General features: G+C 66.7%; 19 protein-coding genes. 4 read left to right on the top strand and 15 right to left on the bottom strand.

Annotation, left to right across the window (positions count from 1 at the left end; all coding sequences use genetic code 11):
* The first annotated feature begins 99 nt into the window (after positions 1-99).
* The 3 genes from EQZ23_RS07880 to EQZ23_RS07870 all read left to right on the top strand — a co-directional run bounded on the left by EQZ23_RS07880 (position 100) and on the right by EQZ23_RS07870 (position 4,500).
* Positions 100-1,173 carry a mannose-1-phosphate guanylyltransferase/mannose-6-phosphate isomerase gene (locus EQZ23_RS07880; protein ID WP_128453918.1) on the top strand — a complete coding sequence of 358 codons (1,074 nt, stop codon included), beginning with the start codon at positions 100-102 and terminating at the stop codon, positions 1,171-1,173.
* Between the two features lie 421 nt (positions 1,174-1,594).
* Positions 1,595-3,409, top strand: a complete 1,815-nt coding sequence (locus EQZ23_RS07875; RefSeq protein ID WP_128453917.1) for a DUF885 family protein — start codon at positions 1,595-1,597, stop codon at positions 3,407-3,409.
* 5 nt (positions 3,410-3,414) lie between these two features.
* Positions 3,415-4,500 (top strand): sialidase family protein, encoded by a 1,086-nt coding sequence (locus EQZ23_RS07870; protein ID WP_240663412.1) that lies wholly within the window; start codon positions 3,415-3,417, stop codon positions 4,498-4,500.
* A 240-nt stretch (positions 4,501-4,740) separates the two neighbouring features.
* Here the strand turns inward: EQZ23_RS07870 and EQZ23_RS07865 are convergent, their stop codons facing one another.
* The 6 genes from EQZ23_RS07865 to EQZ23_RS07840 form a co-directional block, all read right to left on the bottom strand.
* Positions 4,741-7,044 (bottom strand): glycoside hydrolase family 3 C-terminal domain-containing protein, encoded by a 2,304-nt coding sequence (locus EQZ23_RS07865; protein WP_128453916.1) that lies wholly within the window; start codon positions 7,042-7,044, stop codon positions 4,741-4,743.
* A gap of 74 nt (positions 7,045-7,118) precedes the next feature.
* Positions 7,119-10,658, bottom strand: a complete 3,540-nt coding sequence (locus tag EQZ23_RS07860) for a hydantoinase B/oxoprolinase family protein (RefSeq protein WP_128453915.1) — start codon at positions 10,656-10,658, stop codon at positions 7,119-7,121.
* Between the two features lie 7 nt (positions 10,659-10,665).
* On the bottom strand, positions 10,666-11,730 hold the full coding sequence (locus EQZ23_RS07855) for a PLP-dependent cysteine synthase family protein (protein ID WP_128453914.1): 1,065 nt from the start codon (positions 11,728-11,730) through the stop codon (positions 10,666-10,668).
* A complete protein-coding gene (locus EQZ23_RS07850) occupies positions 11,727-13,760 on the bottom strand; it encodes a M3 family metallopeptidase (RefSeq protein ID WP_240663410.1) in 2,034 nt (677 codons plus the stop codon). Before EQZ23_RS07850 ends, EQZ23_RS07855 begins: the two co-directional genes overlap by 4 nt.
* A gap of 10 nt (positions 13,761-13,770) precedes the next feature.
* Positions 13,771-15,177: an L-serine ammonia-lyase gene (locus EQZ23_RS07845; protein ID WP_128453912.1), complete on the bottom strand. Its 1,407-nt coding sequence runs from the start codon at positions 15,175-15,177 to the stop codon at positions 13,771-13,773.
* 6 nt (positions 15,178-15,183) lie between these two features.
* On the bottom strand, positions 15,184-15,384 hold the full coding sequence (locus tag EQZ23_RS07840) for a hypothetical protein (RefSeq protein WP_128453911.1): 201 nt from the start codon (positions 15,382-15,384) through the stop codon (positions 15,184-15,186).
* 317 nt (positions 15,385-15,701) lie between these two features.
* Between EQZ23_RS07840 and EQZ23_RS07835 the strand changes: the two genes are divergently transcribed.
* A complete protein-coding gene (locus EQZ23_RS07835) occupies positions 15,702-16,205 on the top strand; it encodes a MucR family transcriptional regulator (RefSeq protein WP_128453910.1) in 504 nt (167 codons plus the stop codon).
* Positions 16,206-16,289: 84 nt separating this feature from the next.
* Here the strand turns inward: EQZ23_RS07835 and EQZ23_RS07830 are convergent, their stop codons facing one another.
* The 9 genes from EQZ23_RS07830 to flgF all read right to left on the bottom strand — a co-directional run bounded on the left by EQZ23_RS07830 (position 16,290) and on the right by flgF (position 24,288).
* Positions 16,290-17,192, bottom strand: a complete 903-nt coding sequence (locus EQZ23_RS07830) for a flagellar motor protein MotB (RefSeq protein WP_128453909.1) — start codon at positions 17,190-17,192, stop codon at positions 16,290-16,292.
* 15 nt (positions 17,193-17,207) lie between these two features.
* Entirely contained in the window at positions 17,208-18,071 is an 864-nt protein-coding gene (gene motA / locus EQZ23_RS07825; RefSeq protein WP_128453908.1) for a flagellar motor stator protein MotA, read from the bottom strand.
* A 122-nt stretch (positions 18,072-18,193) separates the two neighbouring features.
* Positions 18,194-19,114, bottom strand: a complete 921-nt coding sequence (locus tag EQZ23_RS07820; protein ID WP_128453907.1) for a flagellin — start codon at positions 19,112-19,114, stop codon at positions 18,194-18,196.
* A gap of 5 nt (positions 19,115-19,119) precedes the next feature.
* Complete coding sequence (flgK, locus tag EQZ23_RS07815) at positions 19,120-20,466, bottom strand: flagellar hook-associated protein FlgK (protein WP_128453906.1); 1,347 nt, start codon at positions 20,464-20,466, stop codon at positions 19,120-19,122.
* Positions 20,463-20,798 carry a rod-binding protein gene (locus tag EQZ23_RS07810; protein WP_128454678.1) on the bottom strand — a complete coding sequence of 112 codons (336 nt, stop codon included), beginning with the start codon at positions 20,796-20,798 and terminating at the stop codon, positions 20,463-20,465. Before EQZ23_RS07810 ends, flgK begins: the two co-directional genes overlap by 4 nt.
* Positions 20,799-20,821: 23 nt before the next feature.
* Entirely contained in the window at positions 20,822-21,886 is a 1,065-nt protein-coding gene (locus tag EQZ23_RS07805) for a flagellar basal body P-ring protein FlgI (protein WP_128454677.1), read from the bottom strand.
* Positions 21,887-22,035: 149 nt separating this feature from the next.
* Positions 22,036-22,719, bottom strand: coding sequence for a flagellar basal body L-ring protein FlgH (locus EQZ23_RS07800; RefSeq protein WP_128453905.1), 684 nt, complete (start codon positions 22,717-22,719; stop codon positions 22,036-22,038).
* A gap of 14 nt (positions 22,720-22,733) precedes the next feature.
* On the bottom strand, positions 22,734-23,522 hold the full coding sequence (gene flgG / locus EQZ23_RS07795; protein ID WP_128453904.1) for a flagellar basal-body rod protein FlgG: 789 nt from the start codon (positions 23,520-23,522) through the stop codon (positions 22,734-22,736).
* 13 nt (positions 23,523-23,535) lie between these two features.
* Positions 23,536-24,288, bottom strand: a complete 753-nt coding sequence (flgF, locus tag EQZ23_RS07790) for a flagellar basal-body rod protein FlgF (protein ID WP_128453903.1) — start codon at positions 24,286-24,288, stop codon at positions 23,536-23,538.
* Position 24,289 lies beyond the last annotated feature (1 nt).

Genomic DNA, 24,289 nt, shown 5'->3' with positions numbered 1-24,289 from the left:
AAACCCCAAAAAAGGCTGAAGATGACGCATCCAATCGGATCACTCGACGATTGGCACGCGTGACCGCTTCGCTATAGCTCGGCGCCATCTGGAGGATTCATGACCGCACGTAAGATCGTTCCCGTTATTCTGTCCGGCGGTTCCGGTACGCGCCTCTGGCCGATGTCCCGTCCCGAAATGCCCAAGCAGATGCTGGCCCTGACGGCGAACGAGACGATGCTCCAGCTGACCGCGGGTCGTGCGCAAGGCGACCGCTATGCCGCCCCGATCGTCGTCGCCAATGCGCGCCACGCCGATCTGGTCGAGCAGCAGCTGGCCGATGCGGGCGCGACCCCGCAGGCGCTGATTCTCGAACCGGCCGGTCGCAATACCGCCCCCGCCATCGCACTGGCCGCGATCGCCGCAGGTGGCGGCGGCGATGCACTGCTGGTGATGCCGTCGGACCATGTCATCGGCGACGTCGCCGCGTTTCATGCGGCGATCGAGGCCGCGATGCCGCTGGTCATGCAGGGCTGGCTCGTCACCTTCGGGATCGCACCCGACGCGCCCGAGACCGGCTATGGCTGGATCCAGATCGGCGACGAACTCAAGCCCGGCGTCAACCGGGTCGCACGGTTCGTCGAGAAGCCGCCGCTCGACAAGGCGCAGTCGATGCTGGCGAGCGGTGATCACGCCTGGAACGGCGGCATCTTCCTGTTCCTCGCCGACGCCTATCTCGAAGCGCTCGCACAATTCGATCCGGGGATCCTGACGGCCACCCAGGAAGCAATGGACAAGGCGCGGACGGAGGGCTCGCGGATCTATCCCGACGCGGTCGCCTTTGCCGCCTCACCCGACGATTCGATCGATTACGCGGTCATGGAAAAGGCCGACCGCGTCGCCGTGGTGCCGGTCGACATGGGCTGGAACGACGTCGGTAGCTGGGATGCGCTGCACGCGATCAGCGACACGGACAGCGACGGCAACGCGCATCGCAGCCAAGGCGACGGTGCCGTCCTCGCGATCGATACAAGGAACTGCTTCGTCCGCAGCGACGGCGTCCGCGTCTCGCTGGTCGGGGTCGAGGATCTGATCGTGGTCGCCAGCGGCAACGACGTGTTGATCATGCCCCGTGGTCGCAGCCAGGAGGTCAAGAAGCTGATCGAGGCGATGAAGGCTGCCGCGGCAAGCTGACCGCCGAGCCGGCTGGGTTCGGGCGCGCCGGCATGCGTTCGAGCCTAGCCGGCTAGCGTTTTTTTCGGGTCTTGGGGACCTGTGACAGACGCGTGAGCAGCGTCGGAATGTCGTCCGTAATCATCGTGTCGGTCGGCGTCTGCCACGAGGACCGCAGCGTTTCACCGACGATGTGCAATCGCGTGTCTGACGCACGCCTGGGGGTCTCGTCGTGCACGAAAAAGCCTTGGTTACACCTGAGAGTCCGACGGGTCTGCGGGGGGCGATGACTGCGCCGGGCTCTCTCATCAAACCTATGACCACTGAACCGGTTCCGCGGCGCTCGCGGTAAATTTGGTCGCCAAAAATCGGATCCGTTCGCCTCTGGTCGGACGGCCGCACAATGGCCTAGAAGGGCTAACAGCTTACGGGAGAGTTCGTCATGGATCGTCGCCAGTTCCTCGCATCGGGGAGCGTCGCCGCGCTCGCTACCACCGTATTGCCGTCCAGCGTGTTCGCGCAGTCGACCGGCGACACCGCCCTCAATGCGGAGTTCGAGCGGATCTTCCAGAAAAGCGTCGCGCGGTCGCCCGAACTTGCGACCTCGCTCGGCCTCGACAAGGGACCGCTCGCCGCGCTCAAGAGCCAGCTCTCGCCACGAACACCCGAGAAGCGCGCGCGCGACGTCGCGGAGACCAAGGCGTCGATCGCAAGCCTCGCGCGCTATGACGGCACCGGGTTGTCGCCGGCAGCCAAGCTGAACCTCGAAGTGGTGCGCTATTCGCTGACCACGCAGATCGCCGCGCCGGATAAATTCGGCATGGACAGCCCGATCCGCCCCTATCGGATATTCCAGCAGGGCGGCGCCTATTTCCAGGTGCCCGACTTCCTCAACACTGCGCACACGATCAATGCGGCACCCGACGCGGAGGCGTATCTGGCGCGCCTCGACCAGTTCGGCACGGTGCTCGATCAGGAAAGCGCGATGCAGCGGGACGATGCCGCGCGCGGGCTGCTCGCGCCCGGCTGGTCGCTCGACCTGACGCTCGGCCAGATGCGAACGCTGCGCGGTCAGCCAGCGGCGACGTCGAGCATCGTCCAGTCGCTGGTCAAGCGTGCCGCGGCAAAGGGTTTCGCCGGCGACTGGCAGACGCGCGCCGCGAAGATCGTCGACGAGAAGGTCTATCCCGCGCTCGACCGCCAGATCGCGCTGATGGAACGCCTGAAGCCGACCAGCAAACTCGGCGACGGGATCTGGCGCGTACCGAACGGCGACGCGATCTATGCGATGGCGCTGAACCAGGCGACGACCACGACGATGAGCCCCGACGAGGTCCACCGCATCGGCCTGGCGCAGGTCGCCGAGATCACCGCGCAGCTCGACACGATCCTGAAGACGCAGGGCTATACCACCGGCACGGTCGGCGAACGCCTCGCCAAACTGAACGTGATGCCCGAGCAGCTGTATGCGAACACCGCAGCGGGCCGGACCGAGCTGATCGCCGGGCTGAACGACGGCATCAAGGCCATGTATACCAAGCTGCCCCAGGCTTTCTCGCGCGTGCCGACGCAGCCGCTGGAGGTCCGCAGCGTGCCGGTCGAGATCCAGGACGGCGCCGCCAACGGCTATTACAACCGCGCCTCGCTCGATGGCAGCCGTCCCGCGATCTACTTCGTCAATCTGAAGGACGTCGGCGACTGGCCGAAATACACGCTGCCGTCGCTGACCTACCACGAAGGCGTGCCGGGGCATCACCTCCAGATCAGCCTCGCGCAGGAATCGAAGGATATCCCGAAGCTCCGGAAAATCGGCTTCTTCTCGGCCTATTCGGAAGGCTGGGCGCTGTATGCCGAGCAGCTGGCGGACGAACTCGGGGCCTATGCGTCGCCGCTTGAGCGCGCGGGCTATCTCCAGTCGTTCCTGTTCCGCGCGACGCGACTAGTGGTCGACACCGGCATCCACGCCAAGCAGTGGAGCCGCGAAAAGGCGACCGACTATATGGTCGCGACCACCGGCTTCGCGCGGCCGCGGACGCTGCGCGAGGTGGAGCGCTACTGCACGCAGGCGGGACAGGCGTGCAGCTACAAGGTCGGTCACATGGCGTGGACGCGCGCGCGGGTGAAGGCAAAGGCGGCGCTCGGCGACCGGTTCGACCTGAAGCAGTTCCACGACATCCTGCTCGAAGGCGCGATGCCGCTGACGATCCTGGAGCGCCGCATCGACGAGCGGATCGAGGCGATTCGCGGGCGGGCGTAACCGACATGAAGGCGGCGCTCATCGGGCTGGCGGCGATGCTGTCGGGCGTGGCCGCTAATGGCACCAATGCACGGCCATCAGCGGCAAACGCCATCGTCGCGGCCGAACTGATCGACGCGCACACGCCCTATCCGCAGGCGCACGCATCGACGATCGTCGAGCTCGCCGACGGTAGCCTGATGGCGGCGTGGTTCGCCGGATCGGGCGAAGGCAATGCCGACGTGCGCATCTGGACATCGCGCAACGGCGGCGCAAAGGGCGACGGCTGGACCGCGCCAGAACCGGTGGCGACGGGCATCGGCGCCGATGGCCGCCGCTTTCCCACCTGGAACCCGGTCCTGTTCCAGCCAGCCCCCGGCGACCTGCGCCTGTTCTACAAGGTCGGGCCGAACCCGCGCGACTGGTGGGGCATGATGATCCGCTCGACCGACAACGGCCGGAGCTGGGGCAAGCCGGAGCGCCTGCCAAACGGCGTTCTCGGCCCGATCAAGAACAAGCCCGTCGTCCTGCTCGACGGCAGCTGGCTTGCGCCGTCGAGCCGTGAGGGGGGGACGGCGGACGCGAACCGCTGGTCGATCCGGATGGAACGCAGCACCGATCGCGGCGCGCACTGGACCGTCGAGCCGCCGATCGCCTCGCCGATGCATATCGAGGCGATCCAGCCGAGCGTCCTGTCCTATCCCGATGGTCGGCTCGAACTCGTCGCGCGCACACGGCAGGGCGCGCTGGCTATGAGCTGGTCGAAGGACACCGGTCGCACCTGGTCGCCGCTCGCCGCGATCGATCTTCCCAATCCAAATGCCGGCACCGATGCGGTGACGCTGCGCGACGGGCGACAGCTGATCGTCTACAATCACAGCGGTCACTGGCCCGACCGTCCCGGTGACGGGCCGCGCTGGCCGCTGAATGTCGCCGTGTCGGACGACGGCGTGCGCTGGCATCCGGTGCTGACGCTGGAGAGCAAGCCGCTCCCCGACGGCTATGCCTATCCCGCGGTGATCCAGACGCGCGACGGTATGGTCCGGATCACCTACACCTATGACCGCAAGCACATAAAATACGTGGTGGTCGACCCGCGCCGCCTGCGCTGATGCGGATTGAAAGCGATGTCCAGGACGTCTCGTAGTTCAGCTTTGGGTGCGTCTCCCAGCAGGGGCTCCGTCACCCCGGACTGGTTCCGGGGGCCACCGTTCCATGAACCAAAATCTCTCGATCGTGCGGCACCGTGGATGCCGGAACGAGCCCGGCATGACGGAGGAGAAAAGTTGATCTGACGCCTAAAACCGCATGGCGACACCCCCCAACTCGAACGGGATAACCGCCGAACCCGCTCAGCGTCCCTTCACGTCGAGCGTCTGCGCGGCCACGCGGACCGTTGCGGTCTGGACGATATCCGCCGCAGAACTGGCGAGCATCACCTTGTAGTCGCCGCCGGCGATCTTCCAGCCGCCGCTGGCGACGTCGAAGGTCGCGAGCAGGCGGGGGTCGATCGTGACCGACACCGTCTGGCTCTTGCCAGGGGCGAGATCGACCTTGCGGAACGCGCCGAGCCGCTTGGGGGCTTCCCAGCCCGCGCCCGAGACATAGACCTGCGCGACCGCCTTGCCCTGCACCGCGCCGGTGTTCTGGACGGTGAAGTCCGCCTTGATCCCCTTGCCGGCGGGCGTCGCGGTCAGCCCGGTCATCGCGAAGTTCGTGTAGGACAGGCCGTAGCCGAACGGGAACAGCGGCTTGGCGCCGGTCTTGTCGAACCATTTATAGCCGACAGCTGCGCCTTCAATGTCGTAATTGCCCATCGGGTGCGCGTCGCGATCGAGCTTGGGATCGCCCTCCAGCTTGGGGCGCGGGGTCTGTGCGAGCGATGCTGGGAAGGTTGCGGGGAGATGCCCCGAGGGGTTGACCTCGCCGGTCAGCACGCGCGCGATCGCCTCGCCGCCTGCCGTGCCCGGATACCACGCCTCCATGACCGCGCCGACCTTGCCGAGCCACGGCATCACCACCGGACCACCGGTTTCGAGCACGACGACGGTCTTCGCATTCGCCCGCGCGACCGCGTCGATCAGCGCGTTCTGATTGTCGGGCAGGTTGAGATCGGGAACGTCGAACGATTCGCCGGTCCACTGCTCGCCGAACACGACGACCACGTCCGCCTTGCGCGCCGCCGCGGCGGCCGCCTTCACGTCCTTGCCGTCGAGATAGGTCACGCTCGCGCCGGTGCGCGCCTGCAACGCCTTCATCGGCGAGGAGGCGTGATAGGTCTTGGGACCGGGGAAGCCGCTCGGGAACTCGTCGGGCACGACCAGACCGTTGGTCGGCGCGTTGTGCGAATAGACCTGCGAAGACCCGCCGCCCGACAGCACGCCGAGGTCGGCATGCGCGCCGATCAGCAGGATCGACTTGGCGGTCTTCGACAGCGGCAACAGACCGGCGCTGTTCTTGAGCAGGACGATGCCCTCCTCGGCATCGGCACGCGTCACCGCGGCGTGCGCGGTATAGTCGATCTTGGTCGCCTGATCGCCGTTCACGACTGTGTCGAACGCGCCGACCGAGACCATCCCCCACAAAATGCGCCGCGCCATGTCGGTCGCGCGCGCTTCGGTCACGTGACCGTTATTGACCGCCTCGCGCAGCGCGTCCGCGAAATACGGCGCACGATCGAATGCCCAGCCCGATTGCTGGTCAAGCCCGGCATTGGCGGCCTCGCTGGTCGAATGCACCGCGCCCCAATCGGACATGACATAGCCCTTGAAGCCCCAGTCGCGCTTCAGGACTTTGTTCAAGAGCCAGTGGTTTTCGCACGCGTAATGGCCGTTCACGCGGTTGTACGCGCACATCACCGAGCCGGGCTGGCCGACTTCATTGGCGATCTCGAACGCGAGCAGATCGGACTGGCGCGCGGCCTGTTCGCCGATCTGGTGATCCATCGTGAAGCGGTTCGTCTCCTGCCCGTTGAACGCGTAATGCTTCATCGTCGAGACGACGTGCTGCGACTGGATGCCCTTCATCTCGTGGCCGGTGATGACGCCCGACAGCAACGGATCCTCGCCGCCATATTCGAAGTTCCGCCCGTTCCGCGGCTCGCGCAACAGGTTCATGCCGCCCGCGAGCTGCACGTTGAAGCCCGACAGGAACGCCTCGCGGCCGATCATCGCGCCGCCCGCCTGTGCGAGTTCGGGGTTCCAGGTCGCCGCCGTCGCGATTCCCGACGGCAGCGAGGTGCGAAGCCGGGGCGTCGGCCCACGCTGGCTGGCGACGCCGACACCGGCATCGGTCTGCCACTGGTTGGGGATGCCGAGCCGCGGGATGCCGGGCACGATCCCGGCGGACGCGGGCAGGCCGTCCTTCGGATAGACCCAGTTCTTGATCGGCGTCTTCAGCCAGTCGGCATTGGTCGCGAAATAGCCGAAGGTGAGCTGCAGCTTCTCGTCGAGCGTCATCTCCTTGAGGAGCAGGTCGACGCGCGCGTCTGCGCTGAGCTTGGTGTTCATCCACGGCCGCGACTTGGGGGCCGCTGTCTTGGCCGCCGCCGCGCCCGGCGCGTTGTTGGTGGTCTGCGCGGCGACCGGTGCTGCCATCGCGAGAACCGTTCCCGCAAGCAATCGGACGAACAGGGCGCGAGAACGGAATGCGGTCATGGGCTCACTTTCAGGCAGATCGAATGCGCGCCGTGTGTGCCGCGTTCGTCACCTTGCCGCAACAGGTCGTCGCATCAGGTTTCGCCGAAACCACCCCCGCCGGGCGTTTCGATCACGAACACATCGCCGGCGCGTATATCGACCTTGGCGGTCGAGCCGAGCCGTTCGACACTGCCATCGGCGCGCTCGACGGTCGCCGAACCGAGCCCGCCGCCTTCGCCGCCGGCCATCCCGAACGGGACTACACGACGGCGGTTGGCGAGGATGCAGGCGGTCATCTCCTCGAGGAACCGGACGCGGCGCGTGCCGCCGTCACCGCCGCGGTATGCGCCTGCCCCGCCCGAGCTGCGGCGGATCGAGAATTCTTCCAGCAGCACGGGGAAGCGCGTCTCGAATATCTCCGGGTCGGTCAACCGGCTGTTGGTCATGTGCGTCTGGATCACCGACGCGCCGTCGAAGCCGGGGCCCGCACCTGCACCGCCTGCGATCGTCTCGTAATATTGGTGTACGGCGTTACCGAAGGTGAAGTTGTTCATCGTCCCCTGGCTGGCGGCCATCGCGCCGAGCGCGCCGAACAGCGCGTCGGTGACGACCTGGCTCGTCTCGACATTGCCGGCGACGACCGCAGCCGGATAGCGCGGGTTGAGCATCGAGCCTTCGGGCACGCGGATCGTGACGCCGCGCAGGCAGCCGTCGTTGAGCGGGACCGCCTCGTCGATCAGCGCGCGGACGACGTAGAGAACCGCCGCGCGGACGATCGAGACGGGGGCGTTGAAGTTTGTCGGGCGCTGATCGCTGGTGCCGGCGAAGTCGACATCCATCGTCGCCGTGGCGCGGTCGACACGGACCGCCACGCGGACGACGGCGCCATCGTCCATCTCGTACGCGAAGTCGCCATCGCCGAGCGTCGCGATCAGGCGGCGGACGGCGGCGTCGGCATTGGCCTGGACGTGCTCCATATAGGCCGCGACGACATCCGCGCCGTATTCTTCGGCGAGGCGCGTGAGGCCGGTGGCGCCGCGGGTGCAGGCGGCGAGCTGTGCGGAGAGGTCGGCGATGTTCTGGTCGATGTTGCGCGCGGGGTACGGACCGCCCGCGAACAGCGCACGCATGTCGGCTTCGAGGAAGCGTCCTTCGTCGACCACCAGCACGTCGTCGAGCAGCACGCCCTCCTCCTCGACCGAGCGGCTTTCGGGTGGCATCGAACCAGGCGTGATCCCGCCGACGTCCGCATGATGGCCGCGGGCTGCGACGAAGAAGGCGGGGGCTTCGGCGTCATCGGCGAAGACCGGCATGATGACGGTGATATCGGGCAGGTGCGTGCCGCCGCGATAGGGGGCGTTGAGCGCATAGGCGTCGCCGCGTCGGATACCGCGACCGTCTGCGGTGTTCCCGCGCGCGTCGATGATGGTGCGGATGCTCTCGCCCATCGAACCGAGATGAACCGGGATGTGCGGCGCGTTGGCGACGAGGTTGCCGTGCGCGTCGAACAGCGCGCAGCTGAAGTCGAGCCGCTCGCGGATGTTGACCGATGCGGCGGAGCGCTGGAGCGCGGCGCCCATCTCCTCGGCGATGCTCATGAACAACCCGGCGAAGATGGCGAGCCGGACCGGATCGGACTCGGTGCCGATGCTGGCGCCGATACGCGGGGCGGTGCGATCGAGGATGAGGTTGCCGACCGGATCGACGCGCGCGCGCCAGCCGGGCTCGACGGTGGTGGTCGAGACGCTGTCGAGGATCAGCGCCGGGCCGTCGATGCCGTGGCCTGTAAGCAGGCCTTCGCGTGCGAGGACCGGCGTGTCGTGCCATGCGCCGGCCATGTAGACGGGCGCGGTCGCCAGAGGGGCCGCCGGTGCGTCCGGGAACGTGACCAGCGCCGCGTCGATCGGCGCGCTTTCGGCAATGGCTTCCGCGACGATCCGGTCGGCGATCAGCGGCGCTTCGCTGGCGAACCCGAACTGCGCGATGTGCGCGGAATCGAAGGCGGCGATCATCGCGGCCGGGTCATCGAGATCGAGCTCGATCGTGTGATCGGTTTGGCCGCGGCGCAGATGGACGCGGCGCTCGATCCGCACGGCGTCCGACGCAACGCCCTGCGCCACGAGGGCTTCGCGTGCAGCCTCCGCCAAGCCATCCAGCGCCTGAGTGATCGCGGCATAGTCCGCAAACGCTGCGCCCGACGTCGCCTCGCGCAGGACGCGGCGGTCGGCGAGCCCCATGCCGTATGCCGACAGCACCCCGGCCAGCGGGTGGATCATCACGCGGTCCATCGCCAGCGCATCGGCGACCAGGCATGCATGCTGCCCCCCCGCCCCGCCGAAGCACGCCAGCGTGTAGCGCGTCACGTCATGCCCACGCGCGACCGAGATCGTCCGGATCGCGTTCGCCATGTTCGCGACCGCGACTGCAACGAACCCTTCGGCCGCGACCTGCGGATCGAGCGGCAGTTCCGCGAACCGGGCGGTCACCGCGTCCGCATCGAGCGGGGCGTCGCCGGTCGGTCCGAACAGCGCGGGGAAGAATTCGGGCCGCACTTTGCCGAGCATCACGTTGCAGTCGGTCACCGTCAGCGGTCCGCCGCGGCGATAGCAGGCCGGCCCCGGCACCGCGCCCGCGCTCTCGGGCCCGACGATCAGCCGCTCCCCGTCGAACCTGCAGATCGAGCCGCCGCCTGCCGCCACCGTGTGTATCCGCAACATCGGCGCGCGGATGCGGGCGCCCGCGATCAGCGTCTCGGTGTCGCGCTCGTACGTGCCGGCATAGTGCGACACGTCGGTCGAGGTGCCGCCCATGTCGAAGCCGATGACGTGCTCGAACCCGGCCTCGCGCGCGGTCGCGGCCATGCCGACGATGCCGCCCGCGGGGCCGGACAGGATCGCGTCCTTGCCGCGAAAGCCTGCGCCGTCGACCAGCCCGCCCGACGACTGCATGAACAGCGCACCCTGCCCCAGCGCGTCGCTGAGCCCTGCGACGTAGCGGTCGACGACCGGCGACAGATAGGCGTCCACCACGGTGGTGTCGCCGCGGCCGATCAGCTTGATGAGCGGCGCGACCTTGTGGCTCACCGAGATTTGCGTGAAGCCGACCCCGGCCGCGAGGTCCGCCAGCGCCTCTTCGTGCGCGGTGAAGCGGTAGCCGTGCATCAGGACGATCGCGAGCGCCCGCAGGCCGCTGTCATACGCTGTCTGAAGGCCCGCTCGGGCCGCGTTCGCATCGAGCGGACGAAGCACATCGCCCGCCGCACCGACCCGCTCGTCGATCTCGACGACGTGCGCGAACAGCGGCGGCGGGCGGTTCACGTCGCGCGCGAAGATGTCGGCGCGTTCCTGATGACCGATCAGCAGCGCGTCGCCGAACCCGCGGGTGATTGCGAGGCACGTCGGCTCGCCCTTGCGTTCGAGCAGCGCGTTGGTCGCGACGGTGGTGCCGATGCGCAGGTCTAGCGCCACGTCCGCGTCGCCCGTCAGCCGCCGTATTGCCTCGACCGCCGCATCGCCGTAGCGTTCGGGATCTTCCGAGAGCAGCTTGGCGGTGACGATCCGCCCGTCCGGTTGCCGCGCGACGACATCGGTGAAGGTGCCGCCACGGTCGATCCAGAACTGCCATGCGGTCATCGGTCAATCAGCCCAGAAATTGCGTCATCCGCGCCGCCGCGTCGGTCCACGCGACGTTGCGCTCGTCGAGCCACGCGTCGTGATAATAGGTGCAGCCATAGCGCTCGCCGCCGTCGCACAACAGGGTGACGATGCTTCCTGTCTGCCCCGCCGCCGCCATTTCCTCGATGAGCTGCGCGCAGGCCCAGAGGTTGGTGCCGGTCGACCCGCCGACGCGCCGGCCGAGCCGGTCGGACAGCGCGCGCATCGCGCCGATGCTGTCGGCATCCTCGACCGCGATCATCCGATCGATGACCGGAGGCAGGAAGCTCGGCTCGACGCGCGGGCGCCCGATCCCCTCGATTTGCGACGCGCATCCTTCGGGCAGTGCGGTGACCGAACGATCTTCGAAATGGCGGTGGAAGACCGAGTTCACCGGATCGGCGACACACAATTTCGTGTCGTGCCGGCAATAGCGGAGGAAGCGGCCGATCGTCGCCGAGGTGCCGCCGGTCCCCGCGCCGCACACGATCCAGGACGGGCACGGATGCTCTTCCTCGGCCATCTGCGCGAAGATGCTCTCGGCGATGTTGTTGTTGCCGCGCCAGTCGGTCGCGCGCTCGGCATAGGTGAACTGGTCGAGATAATGCCCGCCGGTCTCCGCCGCGAGGCCGTGCGACACTGCGTAGACGGAGCGCGGATCGTCGACCATGTGGATCTCGCCGCCGTGGAAGCGGATCGCGTCGAGCTTTGGCGCCGCGGTCGTCGCCGGCACCACCGCGATGAAACGCAGCCCCAGCATCTTGGCGAAATACGCCTCCGACACCGCGGTCGATCCCGACGAGGATTCGATCACCGTCGTCTCCGGCCCTATCCATTCGTTGCACAGTGCGTACAGGAACAGAGACCGCGCAAGCCGATGCTTGAGGCTGCCCGTCGGATGCGAACTCTCGTCCTTCAGGTACAGCACGATGCCCGGGTAGCGCGGCAGGTCGACGCGGATCAGGTGGGTGTCGGCGGACCGGTTATAGTCCGCCTCGATCCGCCGCACCGCCTCCGACAGCCAGCGCCGGTCGACGCGCGCAGCCGTCATTGCAGCCCGTGGCGGATCAGCATCGCGGTCGGCTCCGGGTCGCGACCCCGGAATGCGCGGAAGCTATCCGCCGCCGGTCGCGTCGCCCCGCGCGCGAGCACTTCCTCACGGAACCGGTCGCCAGTCTTGCGATCGACCAGCCCGGCCTCGGCAAATGCCCCGAACCCGTCCGCGGCGAGCAGTTCGGCGTAGAGATAGCTGTAATAGCCCGACGCATAGCCGCCCGCGAAAATGTGGCTGAACGCATGCGGAAAGCGGTGCCAGGCGGGCGGGCGGATCACCGCCACCTCGTCGCGGACCGCCTCGATCACCTCGATCGGATCGCTGCCCATCGTGCCGAGATGGAGGAGCAGGTCGAACAGCGCGAACTCGACCTGGCGCAGGATGAACATCCCGGCCTGGAAATGCCGCGCCTTGACCATCCGCTCGAAAAGGTCAGCGGGCAGCGTCTCGCCGGTCTTGTAATGCCCCGACATGCCGGTGAGGACGCCCTGATCCCAGGCGAAATCCTCCATCAACTGGCTCGGCAGCTCGATCGCGTCCCATTCGAAGCCGTTGGTGCCGGCGATGCTCGGCCGGTTCACCTTGGTGAACAGCAGGTGGATGCAATGGCCGGTCTCGTGGAGCAACGTCGTCACGTCATTGTGCGACAGCAACGACGGCGTCTCGCCGCCATCGGGGGCGAAGTTGCAGACCATGTATGCGACTGGCACCGTGACGGTGTTGCCGTCGTGCAGCCGTGGCCGTGCCTGCGCCATCCACGCGCCGCCGCGCTTGCCGGTGCGCGCGTGGAGATCGAGGTACAGCCCGGCGAATACCGTCCCGCTCTCGTCGACCACGTCGAAGAAGCGCGCATCGTCGTGATAGAGCGAGACGTCGTCGCGCTCGACGAGGCGGATGCCGAACAGCCGCTCCATCAGCGTCTGCCAACCCTCCATCACGCGCTCGACCGGGAAATAGGCCTTCACCACCTGCGCATCGACCGCATAGCGATCCTGCCGCAACCGGTTCGAGACGAAGCCCGCATCCCAAGGCTCGAAATCGGCGATCCCGAGATGCTCGGCCGCGAACGCCTTAAGCTCGGCGAGATCGCGCTCGGCGGCGGGCTTTGCGCGATGGGCGAGGTCGCGCAGGAACGCGATCACCTCGGCGCCGTTGGGAGCCATCTTCGTCTCCAGCGACCACGCGACCGGGTCGGTGAACCCGAGCAGCTTGGCGCCCTCGTGCCGCAGTTCGAGGATCCGCGCGATCCGCGCGCTGTTGTCGAACTCGCCGGCGTTGGGCCCCTGATCAGACGCACGTGTCGCGAAGGCGCGGTACATGCGGGCGCGGAGATCGCGGTTCTCGGCGAAGGTCAGTACCGCGTTGACGCTCGGCTGTTGCAGCGTGACCAGCCAGCCCGCCTGCCCCTGCGCCTTGGCGGCATCGGCGAACATCGCCTTGTCCGCGTCCGAGATGCCGGCGAGGTCAGCTTCGTCCGTCACCAGTTCCGACCACGCGTCGGTCGCATCGAGCACTGCGCTGCCGAACTCGTTCGACAGGCCTGACAACTCGACCGAGATGGCGCTGAACCGGTCGCGCGCCTCGGGTTCCAGCGCCACGCCCGACAGCGTGAAGTCGCGGATCGCCTGCTCGACCGCGACCCGGTCTTCGGTCGGCAGATCGGCGAAATCGGGCGACACGCTCAGCGCGACGAACACCTCGTACAGGTCGCGGTTCTGGCCGACCTTCATGTCGTTCTCGACGAGCCGCTTCTGCCCGTCCGAATAGGCCGCGCGCAGGTCTGGCGTGTCGGCGACGCCGTGCAGATGCGACACCGCCGCCCAGATCGCGCCGATCTCGGTATTGGCGCGCTCATAGGGGAGCCATGCGCCGGCGAAATCGGTCGGGCGCGTAGTCGTCAGTGCCTCGACCATCGCCTCGTGCCGCGCGATCGCCGCATCGAGCGCGGGCGCGATCTGGTCGGGGGCGATGTCCGCGAAACGGGGCAGCGAAAGCGTATCGAGAAGCGGGTTCGTCGGGGCAGCCATCAAAAATCCTTCAGCATTCGACGACGTTGACGGCCAGGCCGCCAAGCGACGTCTCCTTATATTGCGAGCGCATGTCCTCACCGGTCTGGCGCATCGTCTCGATCACCGCATCGAGGCTGACGATATGGCGACCGTCGCCGCGCAGCGCCAGATAGGCAGCGTTGATCGCCTTGATCGCGCCCATCGTGTTGCGCTCGATACAGGGGATCTGGACCAGCCCGCCGATCGGATCGCAGGTGAGGCCAAGATTATGCTCCATGCCGATCTCGGCGGCATTCTCGATCTGTTCGTTGGTGCCGCCGAGTGCCGCGACGAGCGCCCCCGCCGCCATCGAACACGCGACGCCGACCTCGCCCTGACACCCCATTTCGGCCGCTGAGATCGACGCGCGCTTCTTGTAGAGAAAGCCGATCGCCGCAGCGGTGAGCAGGAAGTCGTGCGCGCCCTTCGGCGTCGGGTCCTTCGTAAACGTCTCGTAGAAGCGCAGCACCGCGGGCAGCACACCCGCCGCGCCGTTGGTCGGCGCGGTCACGACGCGGCCACCCGCCGCATTCTCCTCGTTCACCGCGAGCGCGTACAGGCTCACCCATTCGAACACCGCGGACGGATCGGCGGCGGTATCGCGCGCCTGCAACCCCTGGAACAACGCCTTCGCCCGACGCGGCACCTTCAGCCCGCCGGGCAATATGCCGCCCTGCCGACAGCCGCGATCGATCGACGCGAACATGGCACTCCGCACCGAGTCGAGGAAGGCGTCGGTCTCGCTGTCCGGCCGCCACGCAATCTCGTTCTCGCGGACGATCTCGGCGATCGTCATGCCCGTCGCGTCGCCCGTCGCGAGCAGTTCCGCGCCTGACGAGAACGGCCGTGGCAGGAGGATGTTCGCCTTGACCGGCCCCGACCCCGCCTCGACGATCGCACCGCCGCCGATCGAGAAATAGGTCCGCTCGACGCTCCGCCCGTCGCCGAACGACGCGGTGAAGGTCACCGCATTGGGATGCCCCGGCAGGAAGGTCTGCGCATGGAACAGCAGATGCTGGCTTTCCTCGAAGCCGATCTCGATCCGATCGGCCAGCATCAGCCGCCCGCTCGAGCGGATCGCCGCGAGCCGCACCGGGATCAGGTCGGGATCGATCGTCTCGGGCTGCGCACCGCTGAGGCCCAGCATCACCGCGGTATCGGTGGCATGGCCCCGCCCAGTCAGCGCCAGCGATCCGTACAGGTCGACGCGCACCGCGACCGGCGCCTCGTGCGCGACCAGATCGGCGAACAGCCACGCGGCACGCATCGGCCCGACGGTATGCGAACTCGACGGTCCGATCCCGATCGTGAACAGGTCGAGGATGCTGATCGCTTGGTGGCAATCGGGTCGGGCGCGAGTCTGCTCGTCGGGGCGATCGAAGGTCAGGGGTGTCATGAACGCTCAGCCTGCGAAGGACAGGGCGGGCATATGACGTTCGATCACACGAAGGCCGCAATTCGCCGTGCCGGGGTTTGTACTAGCTTCCATCAATACTGCGTCCTTCAAACCGCCATCTCCGACCACCGTATTGCCCGTACGACTATCCCGTGTTCGCAGGCGAAACAGGATCGACGCAGAACGTTCGACCTGCGTCGTCGCCATGCACGGAATTCGGATCGGCGTCACCGTGTGCCGACGGCGCGCCGGGAACCGACAGTCGAATGCCACCGCATCGAAGTTCGGCGAAGTTCGGCGCCGATGACACCGGTGCCAGACTACACCGTGATGAACTAGTATTCATGTTCCCATTGGTTGATCCGGGAATCGGGAGATTGATACAAAGCAATCAGAATGAATGCGTCTCGTCATATTGAGCCTTTTAATATCGCATTTTCCGAATTATCAGTCCGCAAGGCTATTTCCACGGTTGAATTCGATATCGCACGTCGTTACGGCGTCCGCAGATCATGGAGTGCAATATGGCCGAAGATACCACCGACCTGAACGCCGTCGAACTCGCAACCGAGCTGACGATTGCTTGGCTCGGTAACCCCAATACCCGCAGCTCCGCGGAAGACGTGCCCGCGTTTCTCGGCAAGATGCACGAGACCGTGTCCACGTTGCTCGGCAGTTCGACCGAAGCGCCGGCTGCCGAGGCACCGACCGAATACACGCCGGCGGTGACGGCGCGTAAATCGCTCGCGTCGAAGGATCACATCATCTCGATGATCGACGGCAAGTCGTACAAGACGCTGCGTCGCCATCTTGCGACGCACGGCATGACGCCCGCCGAATATCGCGAACGCTATGGCCTGAAGCCTGACTATCCGATGGTCGCCGAAAACTATTCGGAAAGCCGTCGCGCGATGGCGAAGAAGATCGGCCTGGGTCGCAAGCCCGGCCCGCGCAAGACCGAAGCGGCGTCCGCGCCAGCGCCGGCTGCGACGACGCGCAAGCGCAAGGCCGAAACCGCCGCAGAGTAAACTCGGCGGATCGTTTGCGGTAACGAGACCGGCGCCTCGCGGCGTCGGTCTTTTTTTGTCGGTGTCGCGGCGGAAGTCGGTCGCTTACTTGCCGAACGAACCGCGGCGATACAGCAATGTGATCGCGACGCGACGGTTGCGCGGATCGTACGGATCCTTGACGATCAGCGGTTCTCGGTCGGCCACGCCTTCGATCCGTTCGAACCGCGCTTCCGGCGTACCGCCCGACAACAGCCGACGACGCGTCGCCTCGGCTCGCCCCGATGCCAGCATCCAGTTGTTCATCGCCCGCGGATCGCCATACGGCACGCTGTCGGTATGCCCGCGGATCATGATCGGGTTCTGCATGCCTGAAATCGAGCCGGCGATCATCCCGATCAGCTCGCCGGCCTGTGGATCGAGCGCGGTCGTGCCAAGCGCGAACATCGAATAATCGGCGTCGTCGACCAGGTCGATCCGCATGCCGTCCTGCGTCCGCACGAACCGCACATGACTGGCCAGCCGCGAAAGCTTGGCCGATTTCTGAATCTGGCTGAGCACGCGCTTGCGCATCGCCTCGAAATTCTTGCGATCCTCGCTGGCGAGCGCATTGCGGTTCTTGATCGATCCCTGCTCGCCGGTTCCGGTCGACGGACCGCCCTGCCCCGCATCGGGAATCGCGATCTGCGGCATGCTCGTCTGGCCCGCCTTGGGTCCGATCTTGTTCTTGTCGAGGATCGATTCACCACCGAACAGCGCACCACCGCCAATCCCCAGCGAGCGCGTGTCGATCAGCGTCGGCGCGAAATAATCGGCGATGCCCTTGCGTTGTTTTTCGGTGGTCGCACCGAGAATCCACAACAACAGGAAGAACGCCATCATCGCCGTCACGAAATCGGCATAAGCGACTTTCCAGGCGCCGCCGTGATGGCCGCCATGCCCCTCGATATAGACCTTCTTGTAGATGATCTTGGGCGGTTGGTTCGTACCGTGCGGTGCGCGGGCCATGCTGTCTGCCGCCTTCTACTTGCCGCGAAGACCGTCGAAGACTTCGGCGAAGCCCGGCTGGTTCTTGTGCGCGATGCCCGAACGCGCCGCCTCGATCACCAGCGGCTGCGGATGACCGTGCAGCGAGGCGATGATGATCTGTTTGACGACGCCGTAGATCGCCGCGTCGGCGTCGAGCACCTGGCGCAACCGGTTCGCGAGTGGCGCGACCATGCCGTACGCCAGCAGCACGCCCATGAACGTGCCGACCAGCGCAGACCCGATCATCGAGCCAAGGATCGACGGCGGCTTGTCGATCGAGCCCATCGTCTTCACCACGCCCAGCACCGCCGCGACGATACCCAGCGCCGGCAAGGCATCGGCGAGGCTAGTTAGCGTGCCGTGCGCGCTTTCCTCCTCGTGATGATGCGTCTTGATCGACTGGTCCATCACCTCCTCGACCGCATGCACATCGAGCGTCCCCGACGACACCACCACCAAGCGCAGCGTATCGGCGATCAGATTGATGAGGGCGTGGTCTTTTAGGAGCTTTGGGTATTCCGCGAAGATCGCCGAGGATTGCGGGTCCTCGACATGCGGCTCGAGCGCGATCGGCCCGTCCATGCGGAGCATCTTCATCAGCTTGCTGACCAGGAATATGACGTCGAGAAAGTCCTGCTTCTTGTATTTAGGTCCCTTGAAGACCTTGCCGAGACCGGTGCCCAGGCCTTTCAGTTCCTTACCCGAATTACCGATGATGAGCGCGCCCGCGGCAGCGCCGCCGATGATCAGCATCTCGTGCGGGATCGCCTCCAGAACGGGACCGAGCGCGCCACCCGTGAAGGCGAATCCTCCGAACACCATGACGAGGAGGACGACGATGCCGATGACCGGAAACATGGTGCTGGAAATTCCCCCTGGGCCGACATTGGCGAGTACGTAGCCAGAGAATTAACCGGATTTAGTAGCCAACCGGTTACCAGACGCGATGCTCTGGCTAAAAAATATCCGCGGCTGAAGCGTCAGCGAAGATAGTCGAACAACGACAGCGAGGAGAGCTTCGAGAAGCTCGCCTGCGTCGCCGACAGGATCGTCATCGTCTTTTGCAACTCGACCACGGCCGCCGGAATATCGGTATCTTCCAGCCCCGAGCGGGTCGCTTCGCGGTCGACGCCGGTATCCTTCAGTCGCATTGTCTCGAGATCCACCCGGGCCGCGCGTGCGCCGAGCGAGGCCTGGACGGTCGATACCTGATCCGACGCCGCGCTGATGTCGGCCAGCGACGTATCGAGCGCACCCGGCGTGAAATCGTCCGATTGCAGCGCGGTCGCGATCGCCGCGAGCATCACCAGCGTGTTGGTACCGCCCTCGATGCTGCCGTCGGGCCTGGTCGTGCCGCCGACCGTGAAGATCCGGGCCGCGGTCTCGTTCGCCTGCACGCTCTGGCCGTCGCCGATCGGGATACCCGACACCGGCTTGGCGGCGAGCGCATAGCTGCCGTCGGTGGCAACCGCCGCCGTGCCGTCGCCACCGCCGAACAGGGCCTGCCCGCGCGCATCCTTGCCATTGGCGAGGCTGGTGAGCGTCGCGACGATCCCGGCGAGCTGTTCGCCGATCGCCTTGCGGTTTGCCGCGTTGAGCGTGCCGTTGCGCGCCTGCGTCACAAGGGTGGTCGCGGTCTGGAGCTGGTCGCTGACCGCACTGAGGCTCGTATCGCCCTGCTTCAACACCGACGTGGCGGTGCCGAGATTGGCGGCATAAGCCTTGTCGTTGGCGGTATCGCGCGCGAGCCCGGCGAGCCGCTGATAGGCGACGCTGTCCTGCGACGGCGCGGAAAAGCGCTTGGTCGTCGCGATCTGGGTCTGCAACGCATCCGCCTTGCCGGTGAGCGAGGCCATCGTGTTCGCGGCACGATCGTAGAAGAGGCTGGTGGCGATCTGCATGGGCTTTACCGTAGATCGAGTATGGTCTGGAACGTGTCGCGTGCGGTCTGGATCACGCGGCTCGATGCCTGATAGGCCTGCTGAAAGCGCAGCAGATCGACCGCTTCGCTATCGAGATCGACCCCCGAGGCGGACGCGAGCGAGGCGACCGCGCCATCGCGGATCGCGCCCTGCGCATCGGCGACCGTCTTGCGCTGTTCGAGCGCGGCGGCGTTGCCGGCGATGAGCGTGGTAGTCCGCGTTTCGAAGCCGCCGCTGGTGCGGACCGCCTGCAACGCCGACAGATTGGAGGCATCGCGAACGCCGCCGGTCGCGCCGGCTGCGGCGATACCGCGCGGATCGGTCAGCGAGACGGATATGTCGGTCGGGCTGGTGCCGGTCGCGAACAGCGCGGCACCCGGCTTGCCATCGAGATCGCGTCCCTGAACCTGGACCGCGTTGACCTGGGCGGTGAAGTCGCTGGCGATGCCGTTGAGCGATTCGCGGGCCGCGGCGATCCGCTGCGCGCCGTCGGCCATCCCGGCAAGCGCACCACCCGTCGGCGACAGGTCGGACGTGACGCCGCCGCGCGTCATCGCGAACTGGACCGCCCCTTCGTCGTTGCGCGCGAACGACGCCTGTCCGCTTTCGTTACCCGCCACGAATACCGTGCCGGTCGAACTGCCGAGCCGCACCGTCGCGCGCCCGAGATCGTCGAATGCCGTGCTGACATCGGTCAGCGTGCTCATCTGGTCGAGCAGCTGGTCGCGCTGATCGGCCAGCTGTGCCGCGCTCGACGAACCCGGCTGCGTGCGGGCGAGCCCGTCATTGACCTTGGCGAGCGCGGTGCCGAGCGAGTTGAGCGACTGGACCGCCTGCGATGCGGATGAATCGAGTTCGGCCGCAGCGGTATCGAGCGCCTTGCCGGTCGCGGCAAAGGCCTCCGCCGCGGTCTTGGCCGCTTCGAGCATTACCGCGCGCGCCGGTACCGAAGTCGGATCGGCCGACAAGGTCTGGGCGGACCCGAAGAAACTCGTCAGGCGATCGCCGAGCTTGTTGTCGCCGAGCGAGGATTCGATCCGGCTCATCCAGGCGACGCTGGTCTCGGTCTTGCCGAGATCGGTGCCCGCGGACCGGACCGCCTGCGATCGATACGCATCGGCGCTGCGGCCGACGCCGACGACGACCACGCCGCTGCCGTTGGCCGAATTGCGCGCGTTGATCCCGCCATTGACCGACGAAACCTCGGCAAGCGTCGTCGTCCGCCGGGTATAGCCGACCGTCCCGGTGTTCGCGATGTTCTCCGACACCGTCGATAGCGCGGTCTGGTAGGCGCGAACGCCCGAGGCGCCGATCGAGAGGAGATCGCTCATGGCGGCGAACCTGCCGTGGGTTCGTTAAGATCGGATTGAGACTTTGCCAGGAAATCGGTCATCGCCTTGCCGATGCCGAGCGGCGTGTGCTCTGCCATCGACTTCGCGACCAGACCGTCCTGCATGTCGGTGAAGGTATCGATCGCCTTCGAATCGAACAGCGGGTCGGCGAGTTTTGCCTGCCGCATGCTCTTCAGCATCATGCCGGTGAAGACCGCCTCGAACTTCTCGCCGGCCTTGTCGAGATTGTCCTTCGACTTGAGCCGGCTCGTGTCGGTCGAGATACCGGTGGTTGGCCCAGTCGTCGGCGTGGCCGTCGGCGTGGTCGTCAACGTGGCGGGTGCGTTGAGCGGGCTCACAGGATGATCAACTCGGCCTTGAGCGCGCCGGCTTCCTTCAGCGCCTCGAGGATCGCGACAAGATCGGCCGGCGATGCGCCGATCGCGTTGACCGCCTTGACGATATCGGCGAGCTTGGGGCCGGGGTTCAGCAGGAACATCGGGCGACGCTCCTCCTCGACTGCGACCGCGCTGTTCGGCGTGACGACGGTCTGGCCGCCGCTGAACGGGGCCGGCTGGCTGACCTGCGGCTTCTCGTCGATGCGGACGGTCATCTTGCCGTGCGTGATCGCCGCCGGGCCGACCCGGACCGCCGAGTTGATGACGACAGTGCCGGTGCGTGCGTTGACGATGACCTTGGCCGAGGGTTCGGCGGAGACGACGTCGAGGTTCTCGATCGTCGACATGAGCGTGGCGCGGACGTCGGCGCCGAACGGCGCGCGCACCGAGACCGAAACCGCGTCGATCGCCTGCGCACTGCCGAAGCCGAGCTTGGAGTTGATCGCACCCGCGACGTTCTGCGCGGTGGTGAAATCGGCGCGTGCGAGGTTGAAGGTGAGTGTCGGCGCGCTGTCGAACCCGGTCGCGACCGCACGTTCGACGGTGGCGCCTTCGGGGATGCGGCCGGTCGATGGCACGTTGACGACGATCTTAGACCCGTCCGCGCCTTCTGCGCCCAAGCCACCGACCGCGAGATTGCCCTGCGCCATCGCGTAGATCTGGTTATCAGCGCCGAGCAGCGGCGTCATGATCAGGCTGCCGCCGCGCAGCGACTTGGCCTTGCCCATCGATGCGACGGTGATGTCGAGCCGCTGGCCGGGCTTGGCGAACGGCGGCAGTTCGGCGGTGATCATCACCACCGCCGCGTTCTTCATGCCGGGATTCGCGTTCGGCGGCAGCTGCAGGCCGAAGCGCGAGACGACGGCCTTCAACGACTGCACGGTGTATTCGAGATTGTCGTCACCCGTGCCGGGGAGACCCACGACGATGCCGTAGCCAGTCAGCTGGTTCGACCGGATACCCTGGAACCCGCCCAGATCCTTGATCCGGTCGGCCGAGGCCGGCGCGGCGAACGTCAACATAGCGAGCAGGCCGACCAACGCACCGGTCACCCCCCCTGCCGTTCGCTTCGAGCGCAGTCGAGAAGGCGCCTCCTGCGCAACGCCGGGATTTCTCGACTTCGCTCGAAACGAACGGAGCTGGGTGAACATGGAAAGCATGTCGGCCATCCTCAAAACGGGCTGACGACGGAGAAGAAGCGGCCGAGCCACCCTTGGCGGCCGGCGCGGGCGACGTCGCCCTTGCCGGTGTACGAGATCTGCGCATCGGCCACGCGCGTCGACAGCACGCGGTTGTCGCGGTCGACATCGGCGGTGCGGACCAGGCCCTTGATCTTCAGGAACTCGTCGCCGCGGTTGAGCGTCACGCGCTTCTGGCCCTGCACGAGCATCGTCCCGTTGGGATAGACCTGCGCAACCGTCACGCTGACTTCACCCGACAGCGAGTTCGCCTGGTCGGCGGCGCCGGTGCCGTTGAAATTGCGTCCGCCGCTGATCGACGCATCGCTCTTGCTGAACAGGTTGAGCGCGCCGGTAGTCGGCGGCGTGATGCTCGCTCCGCCATTGCTGTCGAGCTTCGATCCCGACGACTTCGACGCCGCCGTCCGCTCGACCAGCACGATCGTCAGCGGATCGCCGACTTTCCGCGCGCGCCAGCCTTCGTACAGCGCGGCATAGCCATCCTGCGCCTGGAAGATCGAGCCGGTCGCGACGACCGGTACCGGCTGGACCGGCAAGGGCCGCGCGACCGAGAAATCCTCGGGCGGCGCCTTCTTGCCGAAGATGCTGGCATCCGCCGACGACGGGCCGGCGATCGCCGCGATGGCGATAAGCGAAATGAAGGATGGGCGGATCATGCTGCGCTCCGCGATCAGATGTTCTGGTTGACGTATTTGAGCATGTCGTCGGTCGCCGAGATCATCTTCGAATTGACCTCGTAGGCGCGCTGCGTCTCGATCATGTCGACGAGCTCTTCGACGACGTTGACGTTCGACGCTTCGAGCATGCCCTGCTTGATGTTGCCGCGACCGTCCTGCCCGGCGATGCCGACATTGGCGGCACCGCTGGCGGCGGTCTCGACCAGGTAATTGTCGCCGGTTGCCTGAAGGCCTGCACCGTTCGGGAAACTGGCGACCTGGATCTGGCCGATCTGCGTCGCCTCGGTCTGGCCGGGGACGGTCGCCGACACGGTCCCGTCCGAACCGATCGTGATCGCGGTCGTGCCTTCCGGCACGGTGATGCCGGGCTGCAGCTGATAGCCTTCGCTGGTGACCAGCAGGCCTTCCGCCGAGCGCGAGAAATTGCCGGCGCGGGTATAGCCGAGCGTGCCGCCGGGCATCTGCACCTGGAAATAGCCGTCGCCGTCGAGCGCGAGATCGAGGCTGTTGCCGGTCGTCTGCATCGCACCCTGCGTGTCGATCCGCGCCGTCCCCTGCAGCCGGACGCCGGTGCCGAGGTTGAGCCCGGTCGCGTATTTCGTCTCGGCGGTGCTTTGCGTACCGGGCGTCGTGACGACCTGATAGGCGAGCGCCTCGAACGCCGCACGGTCCTTCTTGAAGCCCGTGGTGTTCACGTTGGCGAGGTTGTTCGAGATGATACGCATGCGGGTATCCTGGGCGTCGAGCCCGGTACGCGCGATATGCATGGCTGCGGATGACATTCGTCGGTTCCTTCTAGCTCGGCAGGCGCATCAGCGATGCACCGCTTTCATCCATGTCCTTGGCGGACTTCAACATGTTGGCCTGGACTTCGTAGCCGCGCTGGTTCTCGATCATGTCGACCAGCGCCTGGGTCATGTTGACGTTCGACCCTTCGATCGCGCCGCCCTGCACCCTGGCGTCCATGTCCTCGGGCAGCGCACCCCCGCCCCGCACGCGCAGCAGGTTGTCGAGGCCCTTGACCGTGTCCGACCCCTTGGTGTCGGCAAGCTTGAGCTTGTCGATCACCTGCGGGTTCTGCGCGTCGCCGCCCTGCGGGATGATCGAGATCGTCCCGTCGGCGGAGATCGACAGCGACTGGTAGGGCGGCAGGGTGATCGGCCCCCCCGAGCCGATCACCGGATGCCCGTCGCCGGTCTGGAGCACGCCCGATGGCGCGACCTCCAGATCGCCACGGCGGGTATACGCCTCCGAACCGTCCGACGCCTGCACCGCCAGCCATGCCGTGGCACCGGTGATCGCGACGTCGAGCGGACGTCCGGTCAGCTGGATCGCACCCGGCGCACGGTCGGCGTCGGTCACCTCTTCCGAGGTCGGCGCGCGCGCCTCGATCGTGGTGCCGTCGCCCTTCAGCTCGAGCCGGTCGAACACCACGCGGTCGGCGCGGAACCCCGTCGTCGACGCGTTCGCCATGTTGTTGGCGATCGCCGCCTGCGCCGCCATGTGCGCACGCAGGCCCGTCGCCGCGGTGTAGACCAGCTTGTCCATT

This window comes from Sphingomonas sp. UV9, from assembly GCF_004101245.1.
Classification (GTDB): Bacteria; Pseudomonadota; Alphaproteobacteria; order Sphingomonadales; family Sphingomonadaceae; genus Sphingomonas.
The sequence above is the reverse complement of the archived record's forward strand: the minus strand, read 5'-3'. Positions and strand labels throughout refer to the sequence as shown.